The sequence below is a fragment of the Serratia sp. Z4 genome, assembly GCF_009900725.1.
Taxonomy (GTDB): domain Bacteria; phylum Pseudomonadota; class Gammaproteobacteria; order Enterobacterales; family Enterobacteriaceae; genus Serratia; species Serratia nematodiphila.
This window is the reverse complement of the sequence record NZ_JAAABD010000005.1, coordinates 289,043-309,943: the sequence shown is the minus strand read 5'-3', so window position 1 is coordinate 309,943 and position 20,901 is coordinate 289,043. Positions and strand designations below refer to the sequence as shown.

Annotated in this window: 19 protein-coding genes; 18 read left to right on the top strand and 1 reads right to left on the bottom strand. The window is 56.5% G+C overall.

Annotation, left to right across the window (positions count from 1 at the left end; translation table 11 throughout):
* Positions 1-167: 167 nt before the first annotated feature.
* Positions 168-1,676, top strand: a complete 1,509-nt coding sequence (ravA, locus tag GT753_RS19150; RefSeq protein WP_160125843.1) for an ATPase RavA — start codon at positions 168-170, stop codon at positions 1,674-1,676.
* Between the two features lie 2 nt (positions 1,677-1,678).
* Positions 1,679-3,142: an ATPase RavA stimulator ViaA gene (viaA, locus tag GT753_RS19145; RefSeq protein WP_004933781.1), complete on the top strand. Its 1,464-nt coding sequence runs from the start codon at positions 1,679-1,681 to the stop codon at positions 3,140-3,142.
* A 6-nt stretch (positions 3,143-3,148) separates the two neighbouring features.
* On the opposite strand, the gene asnA is transcribed toward viaA, so the two are convergent.
* Entirely contained in the window at positions 3,149-4,141 is a 993-nt protein-coding gene (gene asnA, locus GT753_RS19140) for an aspartate--ammonia ligase (protein ID WP_016929623.1), read from the bottom strand.
* A gap of 155 nt (positions 4,142-4,296) precedes the next feature.
* On the opposite strand from asnA, the gene asnC reads away from it, so the two are divergent.
* The 16 genes from asnC to pstS all read left to right on the top strand — a co-directional run bounded on the left by asnC (position 4,297) and on the right by pstS (position 20,871).
* Entirely contained in the window at positions 4,297-4,758 is a 462-nt protein-coding gene (asnC, locus tag GT753_RS19135; protein ID WP_004933786.1) for a transcriptional regulator AsnC, read from the top strand.
* Positions 4,759-4,858: 100 nt separating this feature from the next.
* Complete coding sequence (mioC, locus tag GT753_RS19130; protein ID WP_016929621.1) at positions 4,859-5,299, top strand: FMN-binding protein MioC; 441 nt, start codon at positions 4,859-4,861, stop codon at positions 5,297-5,299.
* 380 nt (positions 5,300-5,679) lie between these two features.
* The gene (mnmG, locus tag GT753_RS19125) at positions 5,680-7,569 is read left to right on the top strand and encodes a tRNA uridine-5-carboxymethylaminomethyl(34) synthesis enzyme MnmG (protein WP_044030154.1); all 1,890 of its coding nucleotides are present in this window, start codon (positions 5,680-5,682) and stop codon (positions 7,567-7,569) included.
* Between the two features lie 138 nt (positions 7,570-7,707).
* On the top strand, positions 7,708-8,328 hold the full coding sequence (gene rsmG, locus GT753_RS19120) for a 16S rRNA (guanine(527)-N(7))-methyltransferase RsmG (protein ID WP_015379471.1): 621 nt from the start codon (positions 7,708-7,710) through the stop codon (positions 8,326-8,328).
* Between the two features lie 639 nt (positions 8,329-8,967).
* Positions 8,968-9,351: a F0F1 ATP synthase subunit I gene (gene atpI, locus GT753_RS19115; protein WP_004933796.1), complete on the top strand. Its 384-nt coding sequence runs from the start codon at positions 8,968-8,970 to the stop codon at positions 9,349-9,351.
* 22 nt (positions 9,352-9,373) lie between these two features.
* A complete protein-coding gene (gene atpB, locus GT753_RS19110; RefSeq protein WP_015376132.1) occupies positions 9,374-10,153 on the top strand; it encodes a F0F1 ATP synthase subunit A in 780 nt (259 codons plus the stop codon).
* A 49-nt stretch (positions 10,154-10,202) separates the two neighbouring features.
* Positions 10,203-10,442, top strand: a complete 240-nt coding sequence (gene atpE / locus GT753_RS19105) for a F0F1 ATP synthase subunit C (RefSeq protein WP_004093904.1) — start codon at positions 10,203-10,205, stop codon at positions 10,440-10,442.
* Positions 10,443-10,499: 57 nt separating this feature from the next.
* Positions 10,500-10,970, top strand: a complete 471-nt coding sequence (gene atpF / locus GT753_RS19100; protein ID WP_004933804.1) for a F0F1 ATP synthase subunit B — start codon at positions 10,500-10,502, stop codon at positions 10,968-10,970.
* A gap of 14 nt (positions 10,971-10,984) precedes the next feature.
* Entirely contained in the window at positions 10,985-11,518 is a 534-nt protein-coding gene (gene atpH, locus GT753_RS19095; RefSeq protein WP_025160298.1) for a F0F1 ATP synthase subunit delta, read from the top strand.
* Between the two features lie 12 nt (positions 11,519-11,530).
* On the top strand, positions 11,531-13,072 hold the full coding sequence (gene atpA, locus GT753_RS19090; protein WP_004933808.1) for a F0F1 ATP synthase subunit alpha: 1,542 nt from the start codon (positions 11,531-11,533) through the stop codon (positions 13,070-13,072).
* A gap of 59 nt (positions 13,073-13,131) precedes the next feature.
* Positions 13,132-13,995 carry a F0F1 ATP synthase subunit gamma gene (gene atpG, locus GT753_RS19085; protein WP_004933811.1) on the top strand — a complete coding sequence of 288 codons (864 nt, stop codon included), beginning with the start codon at positions 13,132-13,134 and terminating at the stop codon, positions 13,993-13,995.
* A gap of 32 nt (positions 13,996-14,027) precedes the next feature.
* Positions 14,028-15,410, top strand: a complete 1,383-nt coding sequence (gene atpD, locus GT753_RS19080) for a F0F1 ATP synthase subunit beta (protein WP_075685610.1) — start codon at positions 14,028-14,030, stop codon at positions 15,408-15,410.
* Positions 15,411-15,430: 20 nt separating this feature from the next.
* Positions 15,431-15,850, top strand: coding sequence for a F0F1 ATP synthase subunit epsilon (locus GT753_RS19075; protein ID WP_004933814.1), 420 nt, complete (start codon positions 15,431-15,433; stop codon positions 15,848-15,850).
* Positions 15,851-16,140: 290 nt separating this feature from the next.
* Positions 16,141-17,514, top strand: coding sequence for a bifunctional UDP-N-acetylglucosamine diphosphorylase/glucosamine-1-phosphate N-acetyltransferase GlmU (glmU, locus tag GT753_RS19070; RefSeq protein WP_015376135.1), 1,374 nt, complete (start codon positions 16,141-16,143; stop codon positions 17,512-17,514).
* Between the two features lie 151 nt (positions 17,515-17,665).
* Positions 17,666-19,495: a glutamine--fructose-6-phosphate transaminase (isomerizing) gene (gene glmS, locus GT753_RS19065; RefSeq protein WP_004933817.1), complete on the top strand. Its 1,830-nt coding sequence runs from the start codon at positions 17,666-17,668 to the stop codon at positions 19,493-19,495.
* 335 nt (positions 19,496-19,830) lie between these two features.
* The gene (gene pstS, locus GT753_RS19060; protein ID WP_004933819.1) at positions 19,831-20,871 is read left to right on the top strand and encodes a phosphate ABC transporter substrate-binding protein PstS; all 1,041 of its coding nucleotides are present in this window, start codon (positions 19,831-19,833) and stop codon (positions 20,869-20,871) included.
* Positions 20,872-20,901 lie beyond the last annotated feature (30 nt).

Genomic DNA, 20,901 nt, shown 5'->3' with positions numbered 1-20,901 from the left:
TGCCTACCCTTATATCAGAGCCGAAAAATAAACAAAATGTGAACCGAATATCCGGCTTAACGTAGAAAAATATTACTAATCAACGGGCTATACCACTAAAAATAATGGTGGTTTATCATCGGATTATCGACCAAGATTGGCTAACTCTCGGACAATGCGACAATTATATGACGCCATCATCCCTTCTGGCAGAACGAATTTCCCGCCTCAGCAGCGCGCTGGAGAGCGGTCTTTATGAGCGGCAAGAGGCAATCCGTCTGTGCCTGCTGGCGGCGCTGAGCGGCGAAAGCGTATTCCTGCTCGGCCCGCCCGGCATCGCCAAGAGCCTGATCGCGCGCCGGCTGAAGTTTGCCTTCCGCAACGCCCGCTCCTTTGAATACCTGATGACGCGTTTTTCCACGCCGGAAGAGGTCTTCGGCCCGCTCTCTATCCAGGCGCTGAAAGATGAGGGGCGCTATCAGCGTCTGACCGCCGGCTATCTGCCGGAAGCGGAGATCGTGTTTCTTGACGAGATCTGGAAGGCTGGCCCGGCGATCCTCAACACCCTGCTGACGGCGATCAACGAACGCCGCTTTCGCAACGGCAACAGCGAAGAACCGATCCCGCTGCGCCTGCTGGTCACCGCCTCCAACGAACTGCCCGAAGCGGACAACAGCCTCGAAGCCTTATATGACCGCATGCTGATCCGCCTGTGGCTGGACAAGGTGCAGGATAAACAGAATTTCCGCTCGCTGCTGGTCAACCGCCAGAGCGAAAGCCAAAACCCGGTGCCGGCGGCGCTGAGCATCAGCGACGAAGAGTTTCTGCAATGGCAGCCGCAGATCGATAAGGTGGCGCTGCCGGAAGCCTGCTTTGAGCTGATTTTCCAACTGCGCCAGCGGCTGGACGCACTGGAGCAGGCGCCATACGTCTCCGATCGACGCTGGAAAAAAGCCCTGCGCCTGCTGCAGGCCTGCGCCTTCTTCAGCGGGCGCGACGCCATCGCCCCGCTCGATCTGATGCTGTTGAAGGACTGCCTGTGGCACGATCTCACCTCGCTGAAGCTGCTGCAACAGCAGATAGATCAGCTGCTGACCGAGTCGGCCTATCAGCAGCAGTCGATGCTGATCCAGTTGCAACAGATCCACACTCGCTGGCTGCAGGACCAGCAGCAACAAAGCGACCGGCAGGCCATCAGCCTGGTGAAAAAAGGCGGCATGTTCAGCCGCAAACCGCAATACGCGCCGGCCACGCCGTTCGCCGGCGGCACCCTCACTCTGCTGTTGCAAAAGCCGCTGCAGTTGCATGACATTCAGGTCAACCATCTGAGCATCGAAAGCAGCGCGCTGGACAACTGGCTGCAAAAAGGCGGCGACGTGCGCGCCAAGCTGAACGGCATCGGCTTTGCGCAGCCGATCGACCTGGAAGTGGATGACCAACTGCACCTCACGGTGTTGGACGTCAGCCGCCAGCCGTCGTTGCTGGCGCTGCCGGGCAAACAGGCCACCGCCACGCCGCAGGCGCTGCTGGATGAAATGGACGGATTGGCCCAGCGCCTGGCGGAGCAACGCCGCGCCTTCAGCCAACATCAGCCCTGTCTGTTCACCCCCACCGCCGGCCTGGCCAAGATCGAAGCCAGTCTGCTGCAGGTCGCGGAACAGGTTAAACAGCAACTGCAGCAAATGCGCGGCCAGTAACCATGCTCAGTCTGGAGACGCTCGATCTGCTGCTGGCGATCACCGAAGGCGAGATGATCGAGGAGATGATCGTCGGCATGCTGGCGGCGCCGCAGCTGTCGGTATTCTTTAAAAAGTTTCCGGCCCTTCGCCGAGCGCTGGATCGCGATCTGCCGCGCTGGAAGCTGCAGCTCAAGGAGCGTCTGCAGGAGGCGATGGTGCCGCCGGCGCTGGCGCAGGAATTCTATCGCTACCAGCAGTGTCAGCTGGAGAACAACACCCAGTTCTATCACAACCTCAACGACACCATGGAGCTGCTGCGCCAGCTGGTCTCACCGTTTTATGAACAGGCGCGCGCGCTGGTGGACGCCGCCGATCTGCCCAATCATCCGCTGGACGACAGCTTTCAAACGCTGTTTCTGCAGCGCTGGCGCATCAGCCTGACGCTGCAGGCCACCATGCTGCACCACCAACTGCTGGAACAAGAGCGCGAGCAGCTGATGGCGGAGCTGCAGGAGCGGTTGGCGCTGAGCGGCGCGCTGGAACCGCTGCTGTCGGAAAACGACACCGCCGCCGGCAGGCTGTGGGACATGAGCAAAGGCCAGCTGCAGCGTGGCGATTATCAGCGGCTGGTGGAGTACGGCAACTTTTTGCAGCAGCAGCCGGAGCTGAAAAAACTGGCGCAACAGCTGGGCCGCAGCTATCAGGCCAAGGCGGTGCAGCAACAGGACGCGCAGCCGGAGCCGTTCAGGGTCATGGTGCAGGTGCCGGCCACGCTGCCAGAAGAAGTGAGCGGCATTCATCAAAGCGACGACATTCTGCGCCTGCTGCCGCCGGAGCTGGCGACGCTGGGGATTGAAGAGCTGGAATTCGAGTTTTATCGCCGCCTGTTGGAAAAGCGGCTGCTGAGCTACCGTCTGCAGGGCGACGTCTGGCAGGAACAGATCCTGATCCGCCAGGTCACTCACCAGCAGCAGGATCAACAGCCGCGCGGGCCGTTTATCGTCTGCGTGGACACCTCCGGATCGATGGGCGGTTTCAACGAACAGTGCGCCAAGGCGTTCTGTCTGGCGCTGCTGCGCATTGCGCTGGCGGACAACCGCCGCTGCTATATCATGCTGTTCGCCAACCAGATCGTGCATTACGAACTCACCGCCGCCAGCGGCATCGAGCAGGCAGTGCGCTTTCTCGGCCAGCAGTTTCGTGGCGGTACCGATCTGGCGGCCTGCCTGAACGCCACCGTCACCAAAATGGCGGAGAGCGGCTGGTTCGACGCCGATGCGGTGATCATTTCCGATTTTATTGCCCAGCGGTTGCCGGAGGAGGTAATAAAGAAGGTGAAACAGCAGCAACAAAGCCACCAGCAACGTTTCCACGCGGTGGCGATGTCCGCCTACGGCAAACCCGGCATCATGCGCATCTTCGATCATATCTGGCGCTTTGATACCGGGCTGAAAAGCCGTTTGATGCGCCGCTGGCGGCGCTAGGCGGGATTAGAGCAGACCTTCAACCGCGCCGCGCACTTCCGGCGACCACACGCCGCATTGCACCTGGCCGATATGCGACAGTTGCAGCAACAACATCACCAGACGCGACTGACCGATGCCGCCGCCGATGGTCTGCGGCATATCGCCGCGCAGCAAGGACTGGTGCCATTCCAGCTTCATGCGCTCTTCATCGCCGGTCAGCGCCAACTGGTGTTTCAGCGCGGCGGCGTCAACGCGGATCCCCATGGAGGACAGCTCGAAAGCGTCCTGCAGCACCGGGTTCCACACCACGATATCGCCGTTCAGGCCCGCCAGGCCATCCGCCGTCGGCGTGGTCCAGTCATCATAATCCGGCGCCCGCACATCGTGCGATTTACCGTGTGACAGCTTGCCGCCGATGCCAATCAGGAACACTGCGCCCAATTCTTTGGCAATCGCCCGCTCACGCCCCTTGGCGTCCAGATCAGGGTAGCGCTGCAGCAGGGTTTCGCTGTGCACGAAGTGGATTTGTTCCGGCAGGAACGGGGTCAGGCCATGCTCGCGGCTGACTTCCGCCTCCGTCGCCTTGATCGCAGCGTAAATACTGCGCACGGTGTTTTTCAGGTAGTCCAGGCTACGCTCACCGTCGCCCATCACCCGTTCCCAGTCCCACTGATCGACGTACACCGAGTGGATAGGCGTCAGGCGGTCTTCATCCGGGCGCAGCGCCTTCATATGGGTATACAGGCCTTCGCCGGCACCGAAATCGTAGCTGCCCAGGGTTTTGCGTTTCCATTTCGCCAGTGAGTGCACCACTTCGAAGGTGGCGTCCGGCAAGGTTTTGACTTTGACCTGCACCGCTTTCTCGCTGCCGGAAAGGTTATCCTGCGTGCCGTCGCCCAGGCGGCTAAGGATCGGGGCCTGCACTTCGATCAGACCGAGCTGTTGCTCCAGCTGGCGGGAGAAGAAGGATTTGACCTGGCTGATTTGTTGTTGTTTTTGGATAAACTGTTTTTTCATTGCCGTATCTCTTGTAAACCTGTCTCTGTTGCCATCGATTAAGCAACAAAATGACACGACTATTCAATATCCATTAATCAATATTGCCTTTTCACTTTTAATCGTTCATTTTTACCCGGACAGAATTCAACAATCGCTAATTAATGGGGGATTAAATGGCGGAAATTTATCAGATCGATAATCTCGATCGCGGCATTCTCAACGCCCTGATGGACAATGCGCGCACACCGTACGCCGAACTGGCGAAAAACTTCGCCGTCAGCCCCGGCACCATTCATGTGCGGGTGGAGAAGATGAAGCAGGCCGGGATCATCACCGGCGCACGCATCGACGTCAGCCCCAAACAGCTGGGCTACGACGTGTGCTGCTTTATCGGCATCATCTTAAAGAGCGCCAAGGATTACCCTTCGGCGCTGAAGAAGCTGGAAAGCCTGGAAGAAGTGGTGGAAGCCTATTACACCACCGGCCACTACAGCGTCTTTATTAAGGTAATGTGCCGATCGATCGACGCGTTGCAACAGGTACTTATCAACAAGATCCAGACCATCGACGAGATCCAGTCCACCGAAACGCTGATCTCACTGCAGAACCCCATTATGCGCACCATCGTGCCGTAACCCGCCAAATTGCATACCCACATTATCCACAGGTAGATCCCAGCCGATTCACAGCGTACAATGCAGCCACTTTGAGTGAGAAGGTTGGGATCGTTGGTTCATGGCAGACATTACTCTGATCAGTGGCAGTACGCTTGGCAGCGCCGAATACGTGGCTGAACATTTGGCTGAAAAGCTGGAAGACGCGGGTTTCTCTACCGAGATGCTGCACGGCCCTGAACTGGATGAACTGCCGTTGACCGGCCGCTGGCTGGTGGTCTCTTCCACGCACGGCGCCGGCGAACTGCCAGATAACCTTCAACCGCTGTTGGAACAGATCGCTGAGCAGCAGCCGGATCTTTCCGAGGTACAGTTCGGCGCCGTCGGTTTGGGCAGTTCGGAATACGACACCTTCTGCGGTGCGATCAAACAGATCGACGATCTGTTGATCGCCAGAGGCGCTAAAAGGATCGGCGATCGTCTCGAGATCGACGTGACCGAGCATGAAATTCCCGAGGATCCGGCCGAGGAATGGGTAAAAAACTGGATTAATTTACTCTAATTCGTCTAAAGATCGTGCGAACGATTGTGGATAACTATACTTAAAAGCAGGGTAAAAGCCGTAGTTATCCCAATAACAACCGTAGTGCGCTTTTTGTCCTGTGTATAACAAGCCTTTTAGATCCCAGCTTATCTGCGTCGGGATCACCGATCATTCACAGCAAACGATCCTCCTTAATCTGCTGATCTTCATCGTGAATAGTCACTTATCCACAGAGGATCGCGATCCTAATAAGAGATCTAATAAAGAGATCTTTAAATAAAAAAGATCTTCTTTTAATTACCGACGATCCTGACCACTTGGTCGATCGTCTAAACTTGAGTAGAATCCCCGACCCCAGGGCAAATACGATCGTTCGCAATACGGCGAGGTGCAGTTCCATGTTTTATCCAGATCAATTTGACGTCATCATCATCGGTGGTGGCCATGCAGGTACCGAGGCCGCCATGGCCGCGGCGCGCATGGGACGTCAGACTTTATTATTGACACACAATATCGATACGCTGGGACAGATGTCCTGTAACCCGGCGATTGGCGGTATTGGTAAAGGGCATCTGGTTAAGGAAATTGATGCGCTCGGCGGCCTGATGGCAACGGCGATCGACCATGCCGGCATCCAGTTTAGGATACTAAACGCCAGCAAAGGCCCAGCCGTTCGCGCCACTCGCGCTCAGGCGGATCGCGTCCTGTATCGGCAGGCGATCCGTACCGCGTTGGAGAACCAGCCCAACCTGATGATCTTCCAACAGCCGGTTGAGGATCTGATCGTCGAAAACGATCGCGTCGTGGGTGCCGTCACCCAAATGGGTCTGAAATTCCGCGCCAAGGCGGTGGTATTGACCGTAGGCACCTTCCTGGACGGCAAGATCCATATCGGCCTGGAGAATTACAGCGGCGGCCGCGCAGGGGATCCTCCTTCGATCTCGCTGTCGCAGCGTTTGCGTGAACTGCCGCTGCGCGTTAACCGCTTGAAAACCGGTACGCCGCCGCGCATCGACGCCCGCACTATCGATTTCAGCGTATTGGCGCCGCAACACGGCGATACGCCGGTGCCGGTATTCTCGTTCCTGGGCGATGCCAGCCAGCACCCGGAACAAATGGCGTGCTACATCACCCACACCAATGAAAAAACCCATGACGTGATCCGCAATAACCTCGATCGCAGCCCGATGTATGCCGGGATCATCGAAGGGATCGGCCCACGTTACTGTCCGTCGATCGAAGACAAGGTCATGCGCTTTGCCGATCGCAACGCGCACCAGATCTTCCTTGAGCCGGAAGGCCTGACCAGCAACGAGATTTACCCTAACGGGATCTCCACCAGCCTGCCGTTCGACGTGCAGATGCAGATCGTCCGTTCAATGGAAGGGATGCAGAACGCGCGTATTATTCGCCCTGGTTATGCCATCGAGTACGATTTCTTCGATCCACGCGATCTGAAACCGACGCTGGAAAGCAAATTTATTCAGGGCCTGTTCTTCGCCGGCCAGATCAACGGCACCACCGGCTATGAAGAAGCCGCCGCACAGGGCCTGCTGGCCGGCCTGAACGCCGGGCGCTTCGCCGATGAACAAGAGGGCTGGGCGCCACGTCGCGATCAGGCCTACCTCGGCGTGCTGGTGGACGATCTCAGCACCCTCGGCACCAAAGAACCGTACCGCATGTTTACCTCACGCGCCGAGTATCGTCTGATGCTGCGCGAAGACAACGCCGATCTCCGTCTGACGGAAAAAGGCCGTGAACTCGGTCTGGTGGACGACGTGCGCTGGGCGCGCTACAGCGAAAAGCTGGAGCGGATCGAACGTGAACGTCAGCGCCTGCGCGACATCTGGATGCACCCGCATGCCGAGAACGTCGAACAGGTCAATGCATTGCTGAAAGCGCCGCTGTCGCGTGAAGCGAACGGCGAAGAGTTGCTGCGCCGTCCTGAGATGGATTACGCGCAGTTGACCGGCATCGACGCCTTCGCGCCGCCGTTGGACGACGTACAAGCCGCCGAGCAGGTCGAGATCCAGGTCAAATACGAAGGCTATATCGCTCGCCAGCAGGAAGAGATCGAAAAACAGCAGCGCAACGAGAACACCGTGCTGCCGCTGGATCTTGACTACCGTCAGGTTTCGGGACTGTCGAACGAGGTGATCGCCAAGCTGAACGATCACAAACCGAACTCCATCGGCCAGGCTTCGCGCATCTCCGGCATTACACCGGCGGCGATCTCGATTTTGCTGATCTGGCTGAAAAAGCAGGGACTGCTGCGCCGCAGCGCATAAATCCCGCATCCAGGCGGCCGTTTGCTCAACCCGTAGCCAAACGGCCGCTGACATCACTTGCGCCCTGAATTATCATAGTCGCCTCATTGCGCCAGCTAACCATCCGCTGGTCGTTCAGCGCCTGCCAGAGGATCCGTTGTGCAAAAAAAATTAGACTCGCTGCTCGCGGCAGCAGGCATTGAGCTGCCCGATCAGCAGAAACAGCAGCTGCTGGGCTATGTCGGCATGCTGGATAAGTGGAACAAGGCTTATAACCTCACGTCGGTGCGCGATCCGCAGCAAATGCTGGTGCGCCACATCCTCGACAGTATTGTGGTCAATCCGCATCTGCAGGGCTCGCGTTTTATCGATGTCGGCACCGGCCCCGGCTTGCCGGGCATTCCGCTGGCGATTGTGCGCCCGGACGCGCATTTCACGCTGCTCGACAGCCTGGGCAAGCGCGTGCGTTTCCTGCGCCAGGTGCAGCATGAGCTGGGCCTGAACAATATCGAGCCGGTGCAGAGCCGCGTCGAAGCGTTTCCGGCCGAGCCACCGTTCGATGGCGTGATCAGCCGGGCATTCGCTTCGCTGCAGGATATGCTGTCCTGGTGCCATCACCTGCCGGCGAAAGGGCAGGGGCGTTTTTACGCGTTGAAAGGCGTGCGCCCGGATGAAGAACTGACGCAGCTGCCGGCTGGCGTTAGCCTGGAGTCTATCGTGCGGCTGCAGGTGCCTGAACTGGAAGGCGAACGTCATCTGGTGATTCTTAAGGCAAACTGAGTTTGCTTTTGATCAAACAAGCGTGAATTAAAGGTCGTACCCAGCAGAAAGATAAGCAGGCTAATTAGTTGGTCGCTTTTTTTAGTTAATTTACTTTCTATTAACACAAAAAACGCGGCTAATTAGCGACAATAGAGTAATTGCATTTAGAAATAGTCACGTTAGCAATCATGTGCGAAAGATTGGCGTTTGCTGCTAATGTTAATTGGCTGTTGGAATATTGCCCCGCTGCTTGTCAATAAAAGGTTTTCATCGGGTATACGGATTGTTTTTGAACAGTTAACTAGTAATGTTTTGATTTATATAATTTTTTGATCGCTCAAATTGCTAAAGACGGTTTGGTTGACCATCGGCTATAAATCAGGAAGGGACATTACTGTGATCAGCTTCGCGTTTCTAAACGCAACGCTGGAATAATCAGACAATTAAATGCGCCCTATTATTCCGACCGTTTTCTTGTGAAAATAGGCTGGAATAGGGAAATTTAAATAATTGTTCACCTTTTCGCTACTTATCGATTGAATTCGTTGGTATGCCCCGTATAATTTGCTCGTTTTTTGCTGCTTGACTCAGGACAGCAAAAACAGTTGTATACGTCACTCAGCATACCCCCTCTGGGGTACGGAGAGAACAAACGTCATGTCTGTGTCCCTTTACAGCGGGAAAGTCGCACGCAAACTGCTGTTTTTGCAGTTAATGACTTTTGTTCTGATCAGCGTTGCTTTCTGGCTGAAAAGCCCGGAATGGAGCGCTTCGGCGTTGGCAGGCGGTCTCGCCGCCTGGTTGCCGAGTGCAATGTTTATGCTGTTTGCCTTGCGCCATCAGGCGCAAACGCCGGCGCCCGGTAGGGTTGCCTGGTCGTTCGCCATCGGCGAGGGGCTAAAGGTCGTGATCACCATCGTTTTGCTGATCGTGGCGCTGGGGGTGTTCAAGGCGGAGTTTATACCGCTTGGCCTGACCTATTTAGCGGTGTTAGTGGTGCAGATAGTGGCACCGGCCGTGATTAACAGTTACCGAACTTAACTAAATAAGGGTAAGAGGCATCATGTCTGCAGGAGAAGTCTTGACTCCACAGGAGTATATCGGTCACCACCTGACGCAGCTTCAGGTCGGGACTGGGTTCTGGTCGATCAACATCGACTCGATGTTTTTCTCCGTCGTCCTCGGGGCGCTTTTCCTGGTGATCTTCCGCAAAGTGGCCAAAAACGCCACCAGCGGCGTGCCGGGTAAACTGCAAACCGCCGTGGAGCTGGTGGTCGGTTTCGTCGACAGCAGCGTGCGCGACATGTACCACGGCAAGAGCAAGGTGATTGCGCCGCTGGCGCTGACCGTGTTCGTCTGGGTGTTCCTGATGAACCTGATGGACCTGCTGCCCATCGACTTCCTGCCTTATGTTGGCGAACACATCCTCGGCCTGCCTGCGCTGCGCGTGGTGCCTACCGCCGATGTGAACGTCACGCTGTCGATGGCGCTGGGCGTGTTTATCCTGATTCTGTTCTATAGCATCAAAATGAAAGGCGTTGGCGGGTTTGTTAAAGAGTTGACCATGCAGCCGTTCAACCACCCTGTATTCATTCCTATCAACCTGATTCTTGAAGGTGTCAGCCTGCTGTCCAAACCTGTTTCACTGGGTCTGCGACTGTTCGGCAACATGTATGCGGGTGAGTTGATCTTCATCCTGATTGCCGGCCTGTTGCCGTGGTGGTCACAGTGGGTCCTGAGCTTGCCTTGGGCTATCTTCCACATCCTGATCATTACGCTTCAAGCCTTTATTTTCATGGTTCTGACGATCGTCTATCTGTCGATGGCGTCTGAAGAGCACTGATTTTCTTAAAACACTTGCACTTTTAAACTGAAACAAACTGGAGACTGTCATGGAAAACCTGAGTATGGATCTGCTGTACATGGCTGCCGCTGTGATGATGGGTTTAGCGGCAATCGGTGCTGCGATCGGTATCGGCATCCTGGGTGGTAAATTCTTGGAAGGCGCTGCTCGTCAGCCTGACCTGATTCCTCTGCTGCGTACACAGTTCTTTATCGTTATGGGTCTGGTCGACGCCATCCCGATGATCGCTGTAGGTCTGGGTCTGTACGTGATGTTCGCCGTCGCGTAAGTAGAGCAACCCTCTACGACGTAACCAAACTATTAACTTTTAAAGAGGCATTGTGCTGTGAATCTTAACGCAACAATCCTCGGCCAGGCCATCGCGTTCGTTCTGTTTGTCTGGTTCTGCATGAAGTACGTATGGCCGCCGATCATGGCTGCCATCGAGAAGCGTCAGAAAGAAATCGCTGACGGCCTCGCTTCTGCAGAGCGTGCCAAAAAAGATCTGGACTTAGCGCAAGCCAATGCGACCGACCAGCTGAAAACTGCCAAAGCAGAAGCTCAGGTGATCATCGAGCAAGCGAACAAACGCAAAGCTCAGATCATGGATGAAGCGAAAGCCGAAGCCGAGCAGGAACGTAACAAAATCGTGGCGCAGGCTCAGGCTGAGATCGAAGCCGAACGTAAGCGCGCTCGTGAAGAGTTGCGTAAGCAAGTCGCGATGCTGGCAATTGCCGGCGCCGAGAAGATCATCGAACGTTCCGTGGATGAAGCTGCTAACAGCGACATCGTTGATAAACTGGTCGCTGAACTGTAAGGAGGGAGGGGCTGATGTCTGAATTTGTAACTGTAGCTCGCCCCTACGCCAAAGCAGCTTTTGACTTTGCCGTTGAGCACCAAAGCGTAGAGCGCTGGCAGGACATGCTGGCGTTTGCGGCTGAAGTCACTCGCAATGAACAGATTTCTGAACTGCTGTCTGGCGCGGTTGCGCCAGAAACGCTGTCCAAGACGTTCATCGCGGTTTGTGGCGATCGGCTCGACGAACATGGCCAGAACTTTATCCGTGTAATGGCCGAAAATGGACGTTTACTGGTTCTTCCTGCCGTGCTGCAGCAGTTCATCGAACTGCGCGCCTCGCTGGAATCCACCGTCGAAGTCGAAGTGCTCTCTGCGAGCGCGCTGAGCGACGAACAGCAGGCGAAAATCGCCGCTGCGATGGAAAAACGTCTGTCACGCAAAGTTAAGCTGAATTGCAAAATTGACAAGTCTGTACTGGCCGGCATCGTTGTTCGCGCCGGCGATATGGTGATTGATGGCAGCGTTCGCGGTCGTCTTGAACGCCTGACAGACGTCTTGCAGTCTTAAGGGGACTGGAGCATGCAACTGAATTCCACCGAAATCAGCGAACTGATCAAGCAGCGCATTGCTCAGTTCAATGTAGTGAGCGAAGCTCACAATGAAGGTACTATCGTTTCCGTCAGCGACGGGATCATCCGCGTACACGGCCTGGCCGAAGTTATGCAGGGCGAAATGATCGCGCTGCCTGGCAACCGTTACGCAATCGCATTGAACCTTGAGCGCGACTCCGTCGGTGCCGTGGTCATGGGTCCGTACGCGGATCTGGCCGAAGGCATGAAGGTGAAATGCACCGGCCGTATCCTGGAAGTTCCAGTCGGTCGTGGTCTGCTGGGCCGCGTAGTTAACACCCTGGGCGCACCAATCGACGGCAAAGGCCCGATTGAGAACGACGGTTTCTCTCCGGTAGAAGCTATCGCGCCAGGCGTTATCGAGCGTCAGTCCGTTGATCAGCCGGTTCAGACTGGCTACAAATCCGTTGACGCCATGATTCCAATCGGCCGTGGCCAGCGTGAGCTGGTGATCGGTGACCGTCAGACCGGTAAAACCGCGCTGGCGATCGATGCGATCATCAACCAACGCGACTCCGGCATCAAATGCGTTTACGTGGCTATCGGCCAGAAAGCGTCCACCATCGCTAACGTGGTGCGCAAACTGGAAGAGCACGGCGCACTGGCCAACACCATCGTGGTGGTGGCGACCGCTTCCGAATCCGCTGCACTGCAATACCTGGCGCCATATGCCGGTTGCGCAATGGGCGAATACTTCCGTGACCGCGGTGAAGATGCGCTGATCGTGTACGATGACCTGTCCAAACAGGCCGTTGCTTACCGCCAGATTTCCCTGCTGCTTCGTCGTCCGCCAGGTCGTGAAGCTTACCCAGGCGACGTATTCTACCTGCACTCCCGCTTGCTGGAGCGCGCAGCGCGCGTCAACGCCGAATACGTTGAAGCCTTCACCAAAGGTGAAGTTAAAGGCCAAACCGGTTCACTGACCGCTCTGCCGATCATTGAAACCCAGGCGGGTGACGTTTCCGCGTTCGTTCCGACCAACGTAATCTCGATTACCGATGGTCAGATCTTCCTGGAATCCAACCTGTTCAACTCCGGTATTCGTCCGGCAGTTAACCCGGGTATCTCCGTATCCCGTGTTGGTGGCGCCGCGCAGACCAAGATCATGAAGAAACTGTCCGGCGGTATCCGTACCGCGCTGGCGCAGTATCGTGAACTGGCTGCGTTCTCCCAGTTCGCCTCCGATCTGGACGACGCGACCCGCAAACAGCTGAGCCACGGTCAGAAAGTGACCGAGCTGCTGAAACAGAAACAGTATGCGCCGATGTCGGTTGCACAACAGTCTCTGGTGCTGTTTGCCGCAGAACGCGGTTACCTGAACGACGTCGAAGTCGCCAAAGTGGTGAGCTTCGAAGCCGCGCTGGTCGCCTATGCGGACCGCGAGCACGCCGAACTGCTGAACCACATCAACCAAACTGGCAACTTCAATGATGAGATCGAGGGCAAGTTGAAAGACATCCTCGAGACCTTCAAGAAAACCCAGTCCTGGTAACGCCGAACGGTCCTGCTGTTGAAAGACAGCAGGCCGTCTGGCACTGAGGAGAAGCAGAGATGGCCGGCGCAAAAGAGATACGTAGTAAGATCGCTAGCGTGCAAAACACGCAAAAGATCACTAAAGCGATGGAAATGGTCGCCGCCTCCAAAATGCGTAAATCGCAGGATCGCATGGCGGCCAGCCGTCCTTATGCAGAGACCATGCGCAAAGTGATTGGTCACCTTGCGTTAGGGAATCTGGAGTACAAGCACCCGTACCTGGATGAGCGTGACGTTAAGCGCGTTGGGTATCTGGTGGTGTCTACTGACCGTGGTCTCTGCGGCGGCTTGAACATCAACCTGTTCAAAAAGCTGCTGGCGGAGATGAAAGCCTGGTCCGAAAAAGGCGTCGAAACCGATTTGGCGCTGATTGGCTCTAAAGCGGCCTCTTTCTTTGGTTCCGTGGGCGGCAACGTGGTTGCCCAGGTGACCGGCATGGGGGATAAACCTTCCCTGTCGGATCTGATCGGGCCGGTGAAAGTGATGCTGCAGGCCTACGACGAAGGTCGTTTGGACAAGCTGTACATTGTCAGCAACAAATTTGTTAATACGATGTCCCAAGAGCCGCAGGTGCTTCAGCTGCTGCCGTTACCGCCAGCCGATGACGAAGAGCTGAAGAAAACGCCTTGGGATTACCTGTATGAACCGGATCCAAAAGTGCTGCTTGATACCTTGCTGCGCCGCTATGTGGAGTCGCAGGTTTATCAGGGCGTCGTGGAAAACCTGGCCAGCGAGCAGGCCGCACGAATGGTCGCGATGAAAGCCGCAACCGATAACGGCGGTAGCCTGATCAAAGAGCTGCAGTTGGTATACAACAAGGCGCGTCAGGCCAGCATCACTCAGGAACTCACCGAGATCGTTTCGGGAGCCTCCGCGGTTTAAGCTAGGTTTACGAATTACGTAGAGGATTCAAGATGGCTACTGGAAAGATTATCCAGGTAATCGGCGCCGTGGTGGACGTCGAGTTCCCTCAGGATGCCGTACCGAAAGTGTACGACGCCCTTGAGGTAGAAAACGGCACCGAAAAACTGGTGTTGGAAGTTCAGCAACAGCTGGGCGGTGGCGTGGTTCGCTGTATCGCAATGGGGACCTCCGACGGTCTGCGTCGCGGTCTGAAAGTGAACAACCTGAACCACCCGATTGAAGTGCCGGTGGGTAAAGCTACCCTGGGCCGTATCATGAACGTATTGGGTCAACCGATCGACATGAAAGGCGACATCGGCGAAGAAGAGCGTTGGGCGATTCACCGCGCGGCGCCAAGCTACGAAGAGCTGTCCAGCTCCCAGGAACTGCTGGAAACCGGTATCAAGGTAATGGACCTGATTTGTCCATTCGCCAAGGGCGGTAAAGTCGGTCTGTTCGGCGGTGCGGGCGTAGGTAAAACCGTAAACATGATGGAGCTGATCCGTAACATCGCGATCGAGCACTCCGGTTATTCCGTGTTCGCGGGCGTGGGCGAGCGTACTCGTGAGGGTAACGACTTCTACCACGAAATGACCGACTCCAACGTTCTGGACAAAGTATCTCTGGTTTACGGCCAGATGAACGAGCCACCAGGTAACCGTCTGCGCGTTGCGCTGACCGGTCTGACCATGGCGGAGAAATTCCGTGACGAAGGCCGTGACGTTCTGCTGTTCGTTGACAACATCTACCGTTACACCCTGGCCGGTACCGAAGTGTCCGCACTTCTGGGCCGTATGCCATCCGCGGTAGGTTATCAGCCAACGCTGGCGGAAGAGATGGGCGTTCTGCAAGAACGTATCACCTCGACCAAGACCGGTTCCATCACTTCCGTACAGGCCGTTTACGTTCCTGCGGATGACTTGACTGACCCGTCTCCAGCCACCACCTTTGCGCACTTGGACGCAACCGTGGTACTGAGCCGTAACATCGCTTCTCTGGGTATCTACCCGGCCGTTGACCCGCTGGATTCCACCAGCCGTCAGCTGGATCCGCTGGTTGTTGGCCAGGAGCACTACGACGTAGCGCGTGGCGTGCAGTCCATTCTGCAACGTTACCAGGAACTGAAAGATATCATCGCGATCCTGGGTATGGACGAGCTGTCTGAAGAAGACAAACTGGTCGTATCCCGTGCGCGTAAGATCCAACGCTTCCTGTCTCAGCCGTTCTTCGTGGCAGAAGTCTTCACCGGTTCTCCGGGCAAGTTCGTATCGCTGAAAGACACCATCCGTGGTTTCAAAGGCATTATGGACGGCGACTATGACCACCTGCCGGAGCAGGCGTTCTACATGGTTGGCACCATTGAAGAAGCAGTGGAAAAAGCCAAGAAACTGTAACGCCTTGAGAGGAGGGTGATATGGCTATGACTTACCATCTGGATGTAGTCAGCGCGGAAAAACAGATGTTTTCCGGCCTGGTGCAGAAGATCCAGGTGACAGGCAGCGAAGGTGAACTGGGGATCTTCCCTGGCCATGCGCCGCTGCTGACTGCCATCAAGCCTGGCATGGTGCGTATTGTTAAGCAGCACGGTGAAGAAGAGTTCATCTACCTGTCCGGCGGCATCCTCGAGGTGCAGCCGAGCGTGGTTACCGTGCTGGCGGACACTGCTATCCGTGGTACTGACCTCGACGAAGCGAGAGCGTTGGAAGCTAAGCGTAAAGCTGAAGAACACATTCGCAGCTCTCATGGCGATGTCGACTATGCTCAGGCATCCGCTGAACTGGCGAAAGCGATCGCAAAACTGCGCGTTATCGAGCTCACCAGAAAAGCGATGTAATGTTTGGGTGCCCGGCACCCAACTTTAAGAAAGCGGCCTATAGGGTCGCTTTTTTTTTACTTTAAAATAAGCATTTCAGCCCGGCGGGCGGTGTGGTGTATAACCGCTGATATCGGGAAATAAACGTCGCCGATCGCCGACAGTTTTTTCGTCCCGACGCCGAATTAGCCGTGATAGCGGCAGACCAAGGCCCACGCGGCCTGCGCCGGGTTCGTGCAGAGAAATATGTAGTAATATCGTCGCTAAACGGTTTTACTTTCGTCTATCAAAATGGAGTTATCAGGTTGCTTATGTCGAACAGCGCAATGAGCGTGGTCATCCTCGCCGCGGGCAAGGGAACACGCATGTATTCCGATCTTCCCAAGGTTTTACATCCGTTGGCCGGCAAGCCGATGGTGCAACACGTCATTGATGCCGCGATGAAACTGGGCGCGCAACAGGTTCATCTGGTATACGGCCACGGCGGCGATCTGTTGAAAAGCACGTTGACCGAAGGCGCGCTGAACTGGGTGCTGCAGGCCGAGCAACTGGGTACCGGCCATGCGATGCAGCAGGCCGCGCCGCACTTTGCCGACGATGAAGACGTGCTGATGCTGTACGGCGATGTGCCGTTAATCTCCGTGGATACGCTGCAACGCCTGCTGGCGGCCAAGCCGCAGGGCGGCATCGGCCTGCTGACGGTCAAGCTGGACGATCCGAGCGGTTACGGCCGCATCGTGCGTGAGCAGGGCAACGTGGTGGGCATCGTCGAACACAAGGACGCCAGTGAGGCACAGCGCCAGATCAACGAGATCAATACCGGCATCCTGGTGGCGAACGGGCGCGATCTGAAGCGCTGGCTGGGAATGTTGAATAACGACAACGCACAGGGCGAGTTTTACATCACCGATATCATTGCGTTGGCCCATGCCGACGGCAAGAAAATCGAAGCCGTGCACCCGTCGCGTTTAAGTGAAGTGGAAGGCGTGAACAACCGTCTGCAGCTGGCGACTCTGGAGCGCGTATTCCAGTCGGAACAGTCTGAAAAGCTGCTGTTGGCCGGCGTGATGTTGTTGGATCCGGCGCGTTTCGATCTGCGCGGGGAACTTGTTCACGGCCGTGACATCACTATTGATGCGAATGTGATTATCGAAGGTCACGTCAAGCTGGGCGACCGGGTGAAAGTCGGCGCCGGCTGCGTGCTGAAAAACTGCGTGATTGGCGATAACTGCGAGATCAGCCCTTACAGCGTGCTGGAAGACAGCGTGCTGGAAGCAGACTGCACGGTGGGACCGTTCGCCCGCCTGCGCCCAGGCGCGGAGCTGGCGGCAGGGGCTCACGTCGGCAACTTCGTGGAAATGAAAAAGGCGCGTCTGGGCAAAGGCTCCAAGGCCGGCCACCTCAGCTACCTGGGCGATGCCGAAATCGGTGATGACGTGAATATCGGCGCCGGCACCATCACCTGTAACTACGATGGCGCCAACAAGCACAAAACGCTGATCGGCGATGGCGTGTTCGTCGGTTCCGATACTCAGCTGGTGGCGCCGGTGTCGGTCGGCAAAGGATCCACCATCGCCGCCGGCACCACGGTGACGCGCGATATCGCCGAGAACGAACTGGTGCTGAGCCGCGTCAAGCAGGTGCACATTCAGGGTTGGCAACGTCCGGTGAAGAAGAAGCCATAGTGTGTTTTGCGTTGGGCTCCGTTCAGAGCCCAATACAAAACATAATAACCCCCACCATCTACAGGCTCGGGGGACGCACGGTAAAAACCGGCAAAAATCAGGTCAAGGCATCGAAAGCGCCCATGAAGGGCGTTCATTAGGAATATAACTGATGTGTGGAATTGTAGGCGCAGTAGCGCAACGTGATATCGCAGAAATCCTGTTGGAAGGTTTACGTCGTCTCGAGTATCGCGGTTATGACTCCGCTGGTCTGGCGGTGGTCGATGAAAAAGGCAACGTCAGTCGCCTGCGTCGCGTTGGCAAGGTACAAAAGCTGGCCGAAGCGGCGGAACAAACCGATCTGCACGGCGGTACCGGCATCGCTCACACCCGTTGGGCTACGCACGGTGAACCGACCGAAGCGAACGCGCACCCGCATGTTTCCGACTACATTACCGTGGTGCATAACGGCATCATCGAAAACCACGAGCCGCTGCGCGAACTGCTGATTGAACGCGGTTACCGTTTCAGCTCTGAAACCGACACCGAAGTGATTGCGCACCTGGTGCACTGGGAACAACTGCAAGGCGGTACGCTGCTGGAAGTGGTTCAGCGCGTGATCCCGCAGCTGCGCGGCGCTTATGGCACCGTGGTGATGGACAGCCGCGATCCGAGCGTGCTGGTCGCGGCGCGTTCCGGCAGCCCGCTGGTTATCGGCCGCGGCGTCGGGGAAAACTTCATCGCTTCCGATCAACTGGCGCTGCTGCCGGTCACCCGCCGCTTCATCTTCCTGGAAGAGGGCGACGTGGTGGAAGTGACTCGCCGCACCGTCAACATCTTCGACAAACAGGGCAACGCCATTGAGCGTCCTGAGATCGAATCCCAGGTGCAGTATGACGCCGGCGACAAGGGCGCTTATCGCCACTACATGCAAAAAGAGATTTACGAACAGCCGCTGGCGCTGAAAAACACCCTGGAAGGGCGTTTCAGTCATGGCCAAATCAACCTGAGTGAGCTGGGGCCGCACGCCGACGAGTTGCTCGCCAAGGTGCAGCACGTGCAGATTATCGCCTGTGGGACTTCTTACCACTCCGGTATGGTGGCGCGTTACTGGTTCGAAGCGCTGGCCGGCGTGCCGTGCGATGTCGAGATCGCGTCCGAATTCCGTTACCGCAAATCGGCGGTGCGTCCGGGCAGCCTGATCATCACTCTGTCGCAGTCCGGCGAAACCGCCGACACCCTGGCGGCGCTGCGCCTGTCCAAAGAGCTGGGTTATCTCGGTTCGCTGGCCGTTTGTAACGTTGCCGGCTCTTCGCTGGTGCGCGAATCCGATCTGGCGCTGATGACCAAAGCGGGTACGGAAATCGGCGTAGCCTCGACCAAAGCCTTCACCACGCAGCTCACCGTGCTGTTGATGCTGGTGGCGCGCCTGGGCCGTCTGAAAGGCATGGCGGAAAGCGTGGAGCACGAGATCGTGCATGGTCTGCAGGCGCTGCCGGCGCGTATCGAGCAGATGCTGTCGATGGATAAAGAGATCGAAGCGCTGGCGGAAGGCTTCTCCGACAAGCACCATGCGCTGTTCCTCGGCCGCGGCGATCAGTATCCGATCGCCATGGAAGGGGCGCTGAAGCTGAAAGAGATCTCCTATATTCACGCTGAAGCTTATGCGGCGGGCGAGTTGAAACACGGCCCGCTGGCGCTGATCGACGCCGATATGCCGGTGATCGTGGTGGCGCCAAACAACGAACTGCTGGAAAAGCTGAAGTCCAACATTGAAGAAGTGCGCGCGCGCGGCGGCCAGCTGTACGTGTTCGCCGATCAGGACGCCGGCTTCGTCAGCAGCGAAGGCATGACCCTCATTCCTCTGCCGCACGTCGAGGAAATCGTCGCGCCGATCTTCTACACCGTGCCGTTGCAGCTGCTGTCTTACCACGTGGCGCTGATCAAGGGCACCGACGTTGACCAGCCGCGCAACCTGGCGAAGTCTGTCACCGTAGAGTAATTTGTTACAGGTAAACTGCAAAAGCCGGCCTTAGCGCCGGCTTTTTTCATGAGTGACCTTAAAGATGACAGCGCTGCCGTTTCGGTGATAAACGTTGTCATATTCAAGCGGATAGGCCGCGCCAAGCCGGTTTTTTATTGCTTGGGAAATGTGCTGTTTCACGGTTAACCTTCTGATTTACATAAAAACAAATACCTATCAAATACGCTGTAATATAACTGTCATATTGCGTACATTTTTCTGTCACCAAACTGTCCTATTTTCCCTCCTGCAGCAATACTTACTCTGATTAAAACGACTCGAAGTCGATTTTAAGTATCCCATTAGGAGGGATTATGAAACTGATGCGTACCACCGTCGCCAGTATTGTGGCAGCGACCTTCTCCCTGACCGCCGTGTCCGCGTTCGCTGCTGCCAGCCTGACCGGTGCAGGTGCGACATTCCCCGCTCCGGTTTACGCCAAGTGGGCAGATTCTTATCAGAAAGAAACCGGCAACAAAGTTAACTATCAGGGCATCGGCTCCTCTGGCGGCGTGAAGCAAATCGTGGCCAACACCGTTGACTTTGGTGCCTCCGACGCCCCGCTGTCTGACGACAAGCTGGCGGCCGACGGCCTGTTCCAGTTCCCGACCGTGATTGGCGGCGTGGTGCTGGCGGTGAATATCCCGGGCATCAAATCCGGCGAACTGACGCTGGACGGCAAAACCCTGGGCGATATCTACCTGGGCAACGTCAAAAAGTGGAACGATCCGGCTATCACCAAGCTGAACCCAGGCGTGAAACTGCCTGACCAGAACATCGCCGTAGTGCGCCGCGCCGACGGTTCCGGCACCTCGTTCGTGTTCACCAGCTACCTGTCCAAGGCCAATGCGCAGTGGAAAGAAAAGATTGGCGCCGGTTCTACCGTTAACTGGCCGACCGGTCTGGGCGGTAAAGGCAACGACGGCATCGCCGCCTTCGTTCAGCGCCTGCCAGGCTCTATCGGCTACGTAGAATACGCTTACGCCAAGCAGAACAACCTGGCTTACACCAAGCTGGTGTCCGCCGACGGCAAACCGGTCAGCCCGACCGAAGAGAGCTTCAGCAACGCCGCCAAAGGCGCAGATTGGAGCAAAACTTTCGCTCAGGATCTGACTGACCAGAAAGGCGACAACGTGTGGCCAATCACCTCCACCACCTTCATCCTGGTGCACAAAGAGCAGAAAAACCCTGCTCAGGGCGCCGAAGTGCTGAAGTTCTTCGACTGGGCGTATAAAACCGGTGCAAAACAAGCTAACGAGCTGGATTACGCCACCCTGCCGGCAGAAGTGGTTGAGCAGGTGCGTGCGGCCTGGAAAACCAACGTAAAAGACAGTTCAGGTAAAGCGCTGTACTAACAACGCAGGGGCGCGGGTTCGCCGCGCCCC

What these genes read in the sequence shown, in the direction of transcription:
- glmS (WP_004933817.1), top strand. Translation starts at nt 17,666, where the DNA reads ATGTGTGGAATTGTAGGCGCAGTAGCGCAACGTGATATCGCAGAAATC.
- atpE (WP_004093904.1), top strand. Translation starts at nt 10,203, where the DNA reads ATGGAAAACCTGAGTATGGATCTGCTGTACATGGCTGCCGCTGTGATG.
- glmU (WP_015376135.1), top strand. Translation starts at nt 16,141, where the DNA reads ATGTCGAACAGCGCAATGAGCGTGGTCATCCTCGCCGCGGGCAAGGGA.
- mnmG (WP_044030154.1), top strand. Translation starts at nt 5,680, where the DNA reads ATGTTTTATCCAGATCAATTTGACGTCATCATCATCGGTGGTGGCCAT.
- mioC (WP_016929621.1), top strand. Translation starts at nt 4,859, where the DNA reads ATGGCAGACATTACTCTGATCAGTGGCAGTACGCTTGGCAGCGCCGAA.
- viaA (WP_004933781.1), top strand. Translation starts at nt 1,679, where the DNA reads ATGCTCAGTCTGGAGACGCTCGATCTGCTGCTGGCGATCACCGAAGGC.
- atpA (WP_004933808.1), top strand. Translation starts at nt 11,531, where the DNA reads ATGCAACTGAATTCCACCGAAATCAGCGAACTGATCAAGCAGCGCATT.
- atpD (WP_075685610.1), top strand. Translation starts at nt 14,028, where the DNA reads ATGGCTACTGGAAAGATTATCCAGGTAATCGGCGCCGTGGTGGACGTC.
- GT753_RS19075 (WP_004933814.1), top strand. Translation starts at nt 15,431, where the DNA reads ATGGCTATGACTTACCATCTGGATGTAGTCAGCGCGGAAAAACAGATG.
- asnC (WP_004933786.1), top strand. Translation starts at nt 4,297, where the DNA reads ATGGCGGAAATTTATCAGATCGATAATCTCGATCGCGGCATTCTCAAC.
- ravA (WP_160125843.1), top strand. Translation starts at nt 168, where the DNA reads ATGACGCCATCATCCCTTCTGGCAGAACGAATTTCCCGCCTCAGCAGC.
- atpG (WP_004933811.1), top strand. Translation starts at nt 13,132, where the DNA reads ATGGCCGGCGCAAAAGAGATACGTAGTAAGATCGCTAGCGTGCAAAAC.
- pstS (WP_004933819.1), top strand. Translation starts at nt 19,831, where the DNA reads ATGAAACTGATGCGTACCACCGTCGCCAGTATTGTGGCAGCGACCTTC.
- atpB (WP_015376132.1), top strand. Translation starts at nt 9,374, where the DNA reads ATGTCTGCAGGAGAAGTCTTGACTCCACAGGAGTATATCGGTCACCAC.
- atpH (WP_025160298.1), top strand. Translation starts at nt 10,985, where the DNA reads ATGTCTGAATTTGTAACTGTAGCTCGCCCCTACGCCAAAGCAGCTTTT.
- asnA (WP_016929623.1), bottom strand. Translation starts at nt 4,141, where the DNA reads ATGAAAAAACAGTTTATCCAAAAACAACAACAAATCAGCCAGGTCAAA.
- atpI (WP_004933796.1), top strand. Translation starts at nt 8,968, where the DNA reads ATGTCTGTGTCCCTTTACAGCGGGAAAGTCGCACGCAAACTGCTGTTT.